9 protein-coding genes are annotated in these 12,289 nt (G+C 65.7%); all 9 read left to right on the top strand.

From position 1 onward, the window contains the following. Nucleotides 1-20: 20 nt before the first annotated feature. The 9 genes from ASF66_RS01495 to ASF66_RS01535 all read left to right on the top strand — a co-directional run bounded on the left by ASF66_RS01495 (nucleotide 21) and on the right by ASF66_RS01535 (nucleotide 12,257). Nucleotides 21-1,073, top strand: coding sequence for an NADP(H)-dependent aldo-keto reductase (locus tag ASF66_RS01495; protein ID WP_056842434.1), 1,053 nt, complete (start codon nucleotides 21-23; stop codon nucleotides 1,071-1,073). A 52-nt stretch (nucleotides 1,074-1,125) separates the two neighbouring features. Next, a complete protein-coding gene (locus ASF66_RS01500) occupies nucleotides 1,126-1,992 on the top strand; it encodes an ABC transporter permease (protein WP_056843396.1) in 867 nt (288 codons plus the stop codon). Beyond that, a complete protein-coding gene (locus ASF66_RS01505) occupies nucleotides 1,989-3,647 on the top strand; it encodes a dipeptide ABC transporter ATP-binding protein (protein WP_056842435.1) in 1,659 nt (552 codons plus the stop codon). Before ASF66_RS01500 ends, ASF66_RS01505 begins: the two co-directional genes overlap by 4 nt. Before the next feature lie 200 nt (nucleotides 3,648-3,847). Further along, entirely contained in the window at nucleotides 3,848-5,671 is a 1,824-nt protein-coding gene (locus ASF66_RS01510) for an ABC transporter ATP-binding protein (RefSeq protein ID WP_236707032.1), read from the top strand. A 508-nt stretch (nucleotides 5,672-6,179) separates the two neighbouring features. After that, nucleotides 6,180-6,635, top strand: coding sequence for an REP-associated tyrosine transposase (locus ASF66_RS01515; RefSeq protein WP_056842436.1), 456 nt, complete (start codon nucleotides 6,180-6,182; stop codon nucleotides 6,633-6,635). A 396-nt stretch (nucleotides 6,636-7,031) separates the two neighbouring features. Next, nucleotides 7,032-8,699, top strand: coding sequence for an ABC transporter substrate-binding protein (locus tag ASF66_RS01520; RefSeq protein ID WP_082484379.1), 1,668 nt, complete (start codon nucleotides 7,032-7,034; stop codon nucleotides 8,697-8,699). Further along, nucleotides 8,696-9,688, top strand: a complete 993-nt coding sequence (locus tag ASF66_RS01525; protein WP_056842437.1) for an ABC transporter permease — start codon at nucleotides 8,696-8,698, stop codon at nucleotides 9,686-9,688. Before ASF66_RS01520 ends, ASF66_RS01525 begins: the two co-directional genes overlap by 4 nt. Beyond that, the gene (locus ASF66_RS01530; protein WP_056842438.1) at nucleotides 9,685-10,548 is read left to right on the top strand and encodes an ABC transporter permease; all 864 of its coding nucleotides are present in this window, start codon (nucleotides 9,685-9,687) and stop codon (nucleotides 10,546-10,548) included. Before ASF66_RS01525 ends, ASF66_RS01530 begins: the two co-directional genes overlap by 4 nt. Further along, on the top strand, nucleotides 10,545-12,257 hold the full coding sequence (locus ASF66_RS01535) for a dipeptide ABC transporter ATP-binding protein (RefSeq protein ID WP_056842439.1): 1,713 nt from the start codon (nucleotides 10,545-10,547) through the stop codon (nucleotides 12,255-12,257). Before ASF66_RS01530 ends, ASF66_RS01535 begins: the two co-directional genes overlap by 4 nt. The last annotated feature ends 32 nt before the right edge of the window (nucleotides 12,258-12,289 follow it).

The following is a 12,289-nucleotide window of genomic DNA, read 5'->3' on the forward strand; positions in this document are numbered from 1 at the left end:
GCAACGGACCGATTCGAACCATGAAATATCGCACCCTTGGCAACACCGACCTCAACGTCAGCCTGCTCGGCCTGGGCACCATGACCTGGGGGCATCAGAACAGCGAGCAGGACGCCCATCGGCAACTGGACCTGGCCCTGGCGCACGGCGTCAATCTGATCGACACCGCAGAGATGTATCCCACACCGACCCATGCCGATACCTGGGGCAGCACCGAGCGCTTCATCGGCACCTGGCTGCAACGCAGCGGGCGTCGTGCCGACATCGTGCTGGCCAGCAAGATCATCGGCCCACCGCGCCAGCCGGGCACCGGCGGCCACATCCGCGACGGTTTGACCCGCCACGACCGTGCCAACATCACCGCCGCGCTGGAAGGCAGCCTCAAGCGTCTGCACACCGATTACCTGGACCTCTACCAGCTGCATTGGCCCGATCGCACCACCAATATCTTCGGTCAACGTGAATACCCCTATGTCGACGACAGTGGCAGCGTTGCCATCGAAGAAACCCTGGAGGTGCTCGGCGAACTGGTCAAGGCCGGCAAGATCCGTCACATCGGTGTCTCCAACGAGACACCCTGGGGCGTGGCGCGCTTTCTCCAACAGGCCGAGCAACGCGGGCTGCCGCGCATTGCCAGTGTGCAGAACCCCTACAGCCTGTTGAACCGGTTGTACGAAGGCGGGCTGTCGGAGTTCAGCCATCGCGAAGGGGTAGGGTTGCTGGCCTATTCGCCACTGGCGTTCGGCACCCTCACCGGCAAATACCTGAACGGCGCGCGACCGCAGGGTTCGCGTTTGACCTCGGTGTACCGCACCTTCAACCGCTACGACAGCGAGTCGGCCAGCCGCGCCATCGCCGCCTACGTGCAGTTGGCCAAAGACTACGGCTATACGCCTGCGCAACTGGCCCTGGGCTTCGTCGCCCGGCAGCCATTCGTCAGCAGCGTGCTGACCGGGCAAACGAGCGAGGCGCAGTTGCAGGACAACTTCAGTGCGCTGGACATCGAATTCACCCCGACCCTGCTGGACAAGATCGCCGAGATCCATCGCGCGACCCCCAACCCGGCGCCTTGATCGGCGCTCGCCGTACGGAGAATCGTCCATGGCAATCAGTTCATCGCCCACGATGCTGGGCCCGGTCCCGGCGGGCACACTGGACGCCGGCATCGGCCGTCGGCGCACCCGCACCCGGTTGCGCCCAGGCCTGGTGCTGGCCGGCGCCTTCGTGCTGCTGCTGGTGGTGGCGGCCATCGCCCCAGGCCTGTTGACGTCGATCGACCCGCTCGATGCCGTGGCGCGCCAGGCGTATCGCGCGCCCGATGCGTTGCACTGGCTGGGCACCGACGAGAATGGCCGCGATGTACTCAGCCGCCTGATCCACGGCGTGCGGCCTTCGCTGCTGCTGGGCCTGGCGGCCACGGCCATGGGGCTGGCACTGGGCACCTTGCTGGGCCTGGTCGCAGGCTTGGGTCCACGCTGGCTGGACGCGGCGGTCATGCGCAGCGTGGACGTGCTGCTGGCATTCCCCGATCTGCTGCTGGCGCTGGTGATCATCACTTTCTTCGGCCAGGGCACCTTGAACCTGATCATCGCCGTCGGCATCGCCAGCGTGCCGCGCTACGCCCGCCTGGTGCGCGCGCAAACTCAGGTGGTGCGTGGCGCAGGTTACGTGGAAGCGGCGACTACCCTGGGCCTGGGGCGCGCCGCGGTGATCGGGCGACACGTGCTGCCCAATGCGATCAAGCCGGTGTTGATCCTGGCCACCATCGGCATTGGCGGCAACATTACCGCAGGCGCTGCGTTGAGCTTCCTCGGTTTTGGTGCGCCGCCGCCTGCGCCGGAGTGGGGGACCATGCTCGCCATCGGCCGCAACTTCCTCGCCAACGCCTGGTGGCTGGTCGCCTGGCCGGCGCTGGCGATCACCTTCACCGTCATTTCGATCACCGCCATCGGCCGTGAACTGCTGCGTCGCAGCGAAGGAAAACGCTTATGAATGCCATTGTCCAGCCAGCGCTGCCGGTGCTTGATGTACAGGATCTGCACGTCGCTTTCGCCGGCCAGGCGCAGCCGGTGATCCGCGACATCAGCTTTCAGTTGCGCGCCGGTGAATGCCTGGCGCTGGTGGGCGAATCCGGTTCGGGCAAGAGCGTGACCTCGCGTACCCTGGCCGGGCTGACAGGGGCGCACGCTCAGGTCCGCGCCGAGCGCTTGTCATTCGCCGGGCGGGATCTGCGCGCGCTGCGCGAGAAGGACTGGCTGCAACTGCGCGGCGCCCAGTTGGGCTTCGTCATGCAGGATGCGCTGGGTTCCCTGGACCCGCTGCGGCGGGTCGGCCAGGAGATCGCCGAGCCGCTGCGCCTGCACACCGACCTGAAGCGCCAGCAGCGCGATGCGCGGGTCATCGAGCTGTTGCGCTCGGTCGGCGTTCCCGAGCCGGAACTGCGTGCGCGCCAGCACCCGGGCCAGTTGTCGGGTGGCTTGCGCCAGCGTGCCTTGATCGCCTCAGCCATCGCCTGCAACCCGCGCCTGCTGATCGCCGACGAGCCCACCACGGCGCTGGACGCCACCGTTCAGGCGCAAGTCATGAGCCTGCTCGAATCGCTGCGCGGGGCAGACACGGCCATGCTCATTGTCAGCCATGACCTGGCAGTGGTCGCACGCCTGGCCACACGCATTGCGGTGATGCAGCACGGGGTGATCGTGGAGCAGGGCAGTGTCGACCAGATCCTGCGCGATCCTCGCCATCCCTATACCCAGAGCCTGCTGGCAGCCGGTACCGCGGTGCACTTTCGCCGCGCCTACGGTGACGCGGCGGCCAATGCCGAGGTGCCCCAAACCGGCGAAGTTCTGCTTCGCGCCGAACACCTGAGCAAGTCGTTCCCAGGTCCGGACGGGCGGGTGCGCAGGGTGGTCGCGGATGTATCCCTGCGCCTGGAGCGTGGTCGGACCTTGGGTGTCGTCGGCGAATCCGGCTCGGGCAAGACCACACTCACGCGCATGATCCTGGGGCTGGAACGTCCCGACAGCGGCCAGGTGTGGATCAACGGCCAGCGCTGGTCCGATCTCGACAACGCCCAGCAGGCGAAGGCTCGGCACAACATTCAGGTGGTATTCCAGGATCCGCTGAGCTCGTTCGATCCGCGCTACACGGTGCAAAAGGTGCTGTTCGAAGCGTTGCAGGTGGCGGGTCATCCCCGTGCGACGTGGGAGAGCCGGGCCCAGCACTTGCTGGCGCTGGTGAAGATGGACGCTGCGGTAATCGATCGGCGACCCATCGAGTTGTCCGGAGGGCAACGCCAGCGTATCGCGATTGCCCGCGCGCTGGCGGCCGAGCCGCAGATTCTGGTGTGTGACGAGCCGGTGTCGGCGCTGGACGTGTCGGTACAGGCGCAGATTCTGGAATTGCTCGACGATCTCAAGAATCGGCTGGGGCTGGCGTGCCTGTTCATTTCCCACGACCTGGGGGTGATCAACCACGTCAGTGACCATGTACTGGTGATGAAGGATGGCGAGGTGGTGGAGGCGGGCGCGGTGCGACAAGTCCTCGACCGCCCGCAACACCCTTACACCCAAGCCTTGCTCAGCGCCGTACCGACCCTGCAGACCGGCGCCCTGCGTGCGCTGACCTATCTACCCCTGGCGATCTGAGCCGAGCCGCTACACGATCCGCTCGGCACACCGGACGCGGCTTGCGCCGCTGCTACACGGTCCGCTCGCCAAACCGGACGCACGATCCACGCGTTCCTCTGTAGCAGCGGCGCAAGCCGCGTCGGCGGTATACGCGGTGCACCAGTAGAAACGCAACACCCCAACCGCGGCCCGCGCCGCTGACACTTGGAGACTACCGTTTGAAACCCTCGTACAAGGAACGTCAACACGCCCTGCGCAGCTGGAACATCCACTCGCTGCCGGAGACGCCTTTCGCCTTCGCCCGTTTCTTCGTCGGCCATTTCCGCGGTTGGTACCTGGCGATCCTGCTTTTGCAGGTAGTGGCAGTGACCTGCACGGTGCTGGTGCCCTGGGTGCTGGGGCAGATCACCCGCGTGGTCAGCACCGCCAGCGCGGCCAATCTGGACTGGCAAAGTCTGGGCCGGCCGCTGCTGCTGTTCGCCGGCCTGCTGGTGCTCGAAGTGCTGTGTACCCGCGGCGCCACCGGCGCGCATATCCGCGTCTTGCCACTGCAACGGCGCACCGTGACCCACGCGGTCTACGCCTACCTGCAGCGCCACTCCCATCGCTTCGTCAGCAGCGAATTCGCCGGTGCCCTGGCGCACAAGATCTCCGAAGTCTCCATGGGCGTGGGCCAGGCGCTGGCGCTGTTGCTGTTCGACCTGATTCCGCTGCTGGTCACCCTGACCCTGGCCGTGGCGGTATTGGCCACAGCGTCGGTCTGGCTGGCGCTGTTCATGCTCGGCTGGTCGGTGGCGTTCATCACCGTCTGCTATTTCCTGGCCAAGCGCAGTCACCCGCTGTCCCAGCAATACTCGGCGGCGCGCAGCACCAGCAACGGCAAGGTGGTGGATGCGGTGTCCAACCTGACCAACATCCGCCTGTTCGCCCGGCATTCGTTCGAACATCGCTACCTGGGCGATTACCTGGACCGCGAGCTGAAGGCCGCCGGCCGCTCGTTCGGCTACATGGAAAAAATCCGCTGGTTCCAGTCGATCTGCGGAATGTCGCTCAAGGTCGGCATGCTGCTGATCGCGCTGTACCTCTGGCGCCTGGGCAGTATCGACATCGCGACTTTCGTGATGGCCACCAGCCTGTCGCTGTTGATCATCACCGACGTCGCCAACCTGTCGCGGCGCTTCCTGGATTTCTTCGAGGCCACCGGCAACATCGCCAACGGCGTGCGCACCTTGATCCGCCCCCATGAAGTGGTGGACGAGCCCGATGCGCAGCCGCTCGCCGCGGTGCGCGGGGCCATCGAGTTTCGCGATGTAAGCTTTGGTTATTCGCCGCAGAAGCCGGTGTTCGAGCATCTGCAGTTGTCCATCCCGGCGGGACAGCGGGTTGGCCTGGTCGGCACTTCCGGCTCGGGCAAGTCGTCGCTGCTCAACCTGCTGCTGCGTTTGTACGACGTCAATCAAGGGCAGGTGTTGATCGACGGCCAGGATGTGCGCAGGGTGACCCAGCATTCACTGCATCAGCAGATCGGCCTGATCCCTCAGGAGCCAGGCCTGTTTCACCGCAGCATCGCCGAAAACATCAACTACGGTCGCCTGGATGCCAGCCCCCAGGAACTGGCCCAGGCCATCCATCGCGCCGGTGCGAGCGCGTTCATCGACGGCATGGACCAGGGCGCCGAGTCGCTGGTGGGTGAACGTGGCGTGAAGCTTTCCGGTGGCCAACGCCAACGCATCGCCATCGCCCGGGTGTTGCTCAAGAACGCGCCCATTCTGGTGATGGACGAGGCGACTTCGGCGCTGGACTCGATCACCGAACGGTTCATCCAGGAAAAGCTCGACGAAATCATGCAGGACAAGACCGTGATCGTCGTCGCCCACCGGCTGTCGACGGTTGCCCACCTGGACCGCATCCTGGTGTTCGAAGACGGCCGCATCATCGAAGACGGCTCCCACGACGACCTGCTGGCCCAGCAGGGCCAGTACTTCCGCCTCTGGAGCCGCCAGGCCCAGAACCCGTACGACGAGGAGCTGGCGTTGGCGTAGTCCGGTGGGAGCGCGCTAAGCAGGCCAGGCCCCTTCGCGGGCAGAGACCCGCTCCCACAGGGATGAAACTCCCCCGCACCCCTGTGGGAGCGGGTCTCTGCCCGCGAAAGCGCCCTCGGCCACAACACATGCAGTAGTCATTACCCTGCATCCCACAGCCAAACCCCATGCATCGCCCAGCCCATGTGGGAGCGGGTCTCTGCCCGCGAAAGCGTCCTCGGCCACAACACATCCAGTAGCCATTACCTGCATCCCACAGCCATACCGCACCGATCACGCCCRGCCCATGTGGGAGCGGGTCTCTGCCCGCGAAAGCGCCCTCGGCCAAGACACATCCAGTAGCCATTACCTGCATCCCACAGCCATACCGCACCGATCACGCCCGGCCCATGTGGGAGCGGGTCTCTGCCCGCGAAAGCGTCCTCGGCCACGACACATCCAGTGATTATCAACCCGTTCCCGAGCATCACTAACCCTATACATTCCAGGTTTCTTCAAAGAGCCTGGCATGCCGAACTACACCTCGAAAAGCCTGCGTCTTGGCCGATATTCCGAGCCTGGACGTCCGTACCTTCTCACCACCGTCGTGCTCGCACGCCAGCCTGTTTTCCTCGACTGGTCATTGGGTCGGCACGTTGTCACCGAACTACGGCGGGCACAGGCCAGTGGGCGTGTCACCTCGCTGGCCTGGGTACTGATGCCCGACCACTTGCACTGGCTGATCGAGTTGCACTCCAGCTCGCTGGCGAACGTGATCCGCGAGGTGAAATCTCGTTCTGCGAGGTCTTTCAACCGGCACACCGGCCGCGCCGGACCACTCTGGCAAACGAGTTTCCATGACCGCGCATTGCGGCGCGAAGAGAACGTCGTGGCCGCTGCGCGGTATGTGGTGGCCAATCCGCTGCGGGCTGGGCTGGTCGAGCGTTTGGGCGACTATCCGCTCTGGGATGCTGTGTGGGTCTGAGTGAACGCGGCAGGCAGGCCAGGCCCTTTCGCGGGCAGAGACCCGCTCCCACATTGGTATGAGTACGCCCTGCCCAGGTGGGAAGGCCGGGCCCTTCGCGGGCAGAGGGCTCGTCGCCCGCCCTGATCTCACAGGACGAAACTCATCCGCATCACTGTGGGAGCGGGTCTCTGCCCGCGAAGACGGTTTTCGATTCACCGATGAAACCGGATCTGCAACACAGAGACAGCTTCTCCCCGACAACTGTCCGCCAGCCAACACCCCTTCAACAAACTGCCCCGTCAGTCCATCCAGCAAAACCCGCAAAGCCCCGCAACTGCGGGGTGGGGCAGTCGGCATGGCTTGTGCAATCACCCCTTGTGAGCTTCAGCATCGACACAAGGCGCAGCCCGACCCATGCCAGACATTCATCCGCGTTCTTCTGCAACACCCCATGGTGGTATCGCTTGGGCCAGTTTGTTAGCCGTCAGCTTCCTGTTGAGCGGTTGTGACAACCATCCCACCGCTGCGGCACGCACCGAAACCCCGGTCAGCGGCGGCACGCTGATTTATGCCACCGACCGCGAACCGACCTGCCTGGACCCGCACGTCGCCGGCGACATGCCGCAAGTGTTTCTCGCCCAGCAAGTCCTCGACTCGCTGGTGTCGATGGACGCCGAGGGGCGTATCGGACCTTGGCTGGCAAACAGCTGGGACATTTCGCCCGATGGCCTGACCTACACCTTCCACCTGCGCGATGACGTGCGCTTCACCGACGGCACGCCGTTCAACGCCGCAGCGGTCAAGGCCAACCTCGACCATATGGCCAACCCCAAGACCCAGTCGAGCACCGCGGGCGGCTACATCCGTCAGTACCAACGCACCGATGTGCTCGACACCTACACCGCTCAGGTGCACCTGGCCACACCCTACGCGGCGTTTCTGGAAGTGCTGGCCCAGGGCTTCCTCGGTATCGAATCGCCCCAGGCCCTGCTGCGTCCGCGCGACGTCAACTGCGAAAGCCCGGTCGGCACCGGCCCGTTCAAGGTGGCGCGCTGGGACCGGCAAAGCCAGGTGGTGCTCGAACGCAACCCGCACTACAACTCGGCGCCGCCCACGGCCCAGCATCAGGGGCCTGCGTACCTGGATCGCATCGTCTGGAAGTTCATCCAGGAGCCTTCCGTGCGGTTCGCGTCACTGCAGGCCGGTGAAGTGGACGTGATCGAAGTCCTGCCGCCCGAGTCCCACGAAGCGGCCCGCCGCAACCCGGACCTGCAACTGATCATTGCCCAGCGCCCCGGCAACCCTACCAACGGCACGCTGAATATCCGCCGCGCGCCGTTCAACGATATCAAGGTGCGTGAAGCCTTCGTGCGCAGCGCCGACATCGACGGTGCCTTGAAAAGCGTCTACTTCGGCGAGTTTCCTCGCGCCGGTGGTCCGTTGAGCAAAGCCACCCGCTTCTACAGCCCCGACTTCGAACACGCCCAGGATTACGACCCGGCGCGCGCCGCCCAACTGCTCGACGAGGCCGGCTGGACCGGCCGTGACGAGGAGGGCTATCGCCTCAAGGACGGCAAGCGCCTGCAGGTGACGGTGGTGCTGGGCAATCGCACGCCGCCGTCGGAATTCACCCTGTGGGAGCAGGTGCAGGCCACCACGCGGCAAGCCGGCATCGAGCTGATCATGGAGCAGATGAGCGATGTGCAGGCGACCAAGCGCCAGGCCGATTGGGATTACGACATCCGCGTCGGCTACTGGAACACCAACACCGCCGACGTGCTGCGGATCATCTTCAGCAGCGCGTTCATCCAGCCTGCTGGGGTGGGCGGCTATCACCAGAACACCGCAGGCTTCAGCGATCCGCAATTCGACGAGCTGGTGCAACAGGCTCTGGCCACCCAAGACCCCAGCCAACGCCAGGCGTTGTACCACCAGGCGCAGGCCGTCGCCTCCAGCCAGTACCTGCAACTGACCACCTACCCACAAAGCACCCGGCTGGGCATCTACAAGACGACCCAGGGGGTTCGTCTGGAAACCTCGCTGGCGGTGACCTACCTCTATGACGCCTGGGTGAACAAATGACCACCACACCTGTAACCGTTTCGTCGCCGGACCCCCGCCGCCAGCGCTTGATTCGTCTGGGCCGCCGCGCCGCCGTGCGCCTGGGCGGTGGGCTGCTGGTGTTGTGGGCCGTCGCCACGCTGACCTTCTTCGCCCTTCGTTTGATGCCGGGCGATCCGGTACAGGCCATCCTGGGTGGACCCAGCGGCAACCCGACCCCGGAGACCGTCGCCGAGGTCACCCGCGAGTACGGCCTGGATCGGCCCCTGGCGGTCCAGTACGGGCTGTATCTGGTGCGCCTGGTGCAGGGCGACCTGGGGGTTTCTTATTCCCAGCACATGCCGGTTACGCGGGTACTGGCCGAGCAGGCCGGGCCGACCCTGGAGCTGACCTTGAGCGCACTGGTGCTGGCCTGGCTGCTGGTGCTGGCCCTGACCGTGTTCACCGCCGGCCGCCGCAGCTGGGTCGGGCGCCTGGCGTCCCTGGCTGAAACCCTGTGCGCGGCCCTTCCGCATTTCTGGCTGGGCATCGTGCTGCTGGCGGTGTTCGCCTTCGGCTTGCGCCTGTTCCCACCGGCGGGCAGCGACGGCTGGCGGACCCTGGTGCTCCCGACGATCGCGCTGGCGGTGCCGCTGGCCGGCTTCATTGGCCAGGTGACCCGCGAATCCCTGGAACTGACCCTGGATCAGCCCTTCGTGCTGACCGCGCGCACCCGTGGCCTGAGCGACGCGGCGGTACGCTTCAAGCACGCACTGCGGCATGCCGTGCTGCCCGGCGTGTCGTTGTCCGGATGGGCGATCGGCGCGCTGATCAGCGGCGCAGTGGTGATCGAAGTGATCTTTTCCCGCAGGGGGCTGGGCCGTCAGTTGTATCAAGCGGTGCAGTTGCAGGACTTGCCATTGACCATCGGCATCAGCCTGGTGGTCGCGGCCGGTTATGTGCTGGCCAACATTCTGGTCGACCTGGTGTACCAGTGGATCGACCCACGGCAGAAGGAAACCCTGGCATGAGCGATCTGATTCTGGAAAGCCCGGCGCTGCCGCTGCGCACTCAACGTCGACCGCGTCGGATCCGTCTGGGTGCGAGCCTGGCCATCGGTTTCCTGGCGGTGGTGATCGTGGCCGCACTGGCACCGCAGCTGTTCGCGCACGGCGACCCCCTGGCCATCGTTCCGCGCGACGCTTTTCATCCGCCCGGTTGGGCACACTGGTTCGGCACTGACCAGTCCGGTCGCGACATCTACTCACGGGTGATCCACGGCGCGCGCCTGTCGCTGTTCGTCGGCCTGGCGGCGACGGCGCTGGCGATGAGCATCGCCATTGTTCTCGGCCTGCTCGGCGGCCTGGGCGGGCTGCGCACCGACCGCGGTGTGGGCTGGTTGCTGGAAATCCTGTTCGCCTTTCCCAGCCTGGTTCTGGCGTTGCTGTTCGTGGCCATCTTCGGCAGCGGCATCGGCCCGTTGATCATCGCCACCGGCCTGGGCGCCGCGCCGGGGTATGCGCGGATGGTCCGTGGGCAGGTGCTGGCGGTGCGCAACGCCGGTTACATCGAAGCGGCCCGCGCCCTGGGCCACCCGACTCGACGCATCATCTGGCGACAGCTGCTGCCCAACGCCATGCGCCCGCTGATCGTCACCCTGACCATGGGTGTGGGGCAGGCCATCGTCTGGGCCTCGGCGCTGAGCTTCCTCGGCTTGGGAGCGCGGCCGCCCACGCCGGAGTGGGGCACTATGCTGTCCATGGGTCGCGACTTCATTGCCAACGCCTGGTGGCTGACGTTTTTCCCTGGACTGTTCATCGTACTCACCACCTTGTCGACCACCGTCGCCGGTCGCTATCTGCAACAACGCCTGGAGGGCCGCCTGACATGAGCCACAAGACGCTGATCGTCGAAGGCCTGAGCGTGGAGTTCGCCGGGCAAAACGTGGTGCGCAACCTGTCGTTCACCCTGGAACCGGGCAAGACCCTGGCCCTGGTCGGCGAATCCGGCTCGGGAAAGAGCGTTACCGCGCGCAGCCTGATCGGCCTGGCCGGAGAGGGCGCACAGGTGCGGGCGCGGCGCCTGCAATACGGTGATCTCGATTTGCTGGCCTTGAGCGACCGCCAGTGGCGTCGAGTACGCGGCAAGGACATCGGTTTCGTGTTGCAGGATGCCCTGGTTTCGCTCGATCCGCTGCGGCCGGTCGGCAAGGAAATTCTCGAAGTGCTGCAGACCCATGGTTGGGGCGATCGTGCTTCCCGTGCCGCGCGGATGCTGCAATTGCTGGAACGGGTCGGGGTGCCGGAACCCGCCCTGCGCGCCCGACAGCGCTCGGGAGAATTGTCCGGCGGACTGCGTCAGCGCGCGTTGATCGCCAGCGCCCTGGCGCTTGATCCAGGCCTGGTGATCGCTGACGAGCCGACCACCGCATTGGACGCCACCGTGCAAGCGCAGATTCTTGGTGTATTGCAGGGGATCAAGGCCCAGGGCAGTTCGTTGTTGATCATCAGTCACGATCTGGCGGTGGTCGCGCAACTGGCCGACGAGGTGCTGGTGTTGCAGCACGGTGAAGTGGTGGAGCAGGGCAGCATGCACCAGGTGCTGACCGCGCCGCGCCATCCCTACACCCGCAGCCTGCTCGATGCGGTTCCGGCGGAGCATGAGCGCGGTACTCGCCTCAGCCCTGGTCAACCTGCCGCCACGCTTGCCCGCGCGCCACGGCTCGATCAGCCCGTGCTGTTGCACGCCCGTGGCCTGGGCAAGCGCTATGTCGGGCCTGACCAGCAGGTGCGCCAGGTGGTCGACGGCGTCGACTTCGAGCTGCGCGCCGGCCAGACCCTGGGCATCGTCGGTGAATCCGGTTCGGGCAAGACCACCGTGGCGCGCATGGCCTTGGGACTGCTCGAAACGGACGACGGCCAGGTGCGCTTGCTCGATCATCCCTGGAACGGCAGCGCCGACGCACGGGTCGCCGAAAGCCAGCGCCGGGCGCTGCGGCGCGACATCAGCGTGATCTATCAGGACCCGCTCAGTTCGTTCGACCCGCGCTGGAGCGTCGGGCAGATTCTCGCCGATGCGTTGGACGTGGCCGGCGTCGCAGCGCCTGATCAAGCGCCTCGTATTCGTCATTTGCTGCAGCAGGTGCGCTTGCCTGCCGAGCTGGCAACGCGACGGCCCCTGCAACTCTCCGGTGGCCAGCGCCAGCGGGTGGCGATTGCCCGAGCCATTGCCAGCAACCCCAAGGTGATTGTCTGCGACGAGCCGGTATCGGCGTTGGACGTCTCGGTCCAGGCCCAGGTGCTGGACCTGCTCGCCGACCTGCAAGCCGAACTGGGCCTGGCCTACCTGTTCATTTCCCATGACCTGGGCGTCATCCGTCATGTCAGCGACGAGGTGCTGGTGATGCGTCATGGTCAGGTGGTCGAGCATGCGCCGGTCGAGCAGTTGTTCGAGTCGCCGCAGCACCCGTACACCCAACGCCTGCTCGGCGCCGTGCCACGCCTGCCCAGCGCTGGCGTGTCGTTGCAGGTACCCCCATTGGAGCCGGAAAACGCCGTGCTGCTGTTCGATGAATCCCGCTTGTGGAAGATTGCCATTTGAAGGCGTCGCGCTGCTCCTTCCATCCATTTCCA

Origin of the sequence: Pseudomonas sp. Leaf129 (genome assembly GCF_001423465.1) — a bacterium.
In the GTDB taxonomy this organism is placed as follows: domain Bacteria; phylum Pseudomonadota; class Gammaproteobacteria; order Pseudomonadales; family Pseudomonadaceae; genus Aquipseudomonas; species Aquipseudomonas coleopterorum.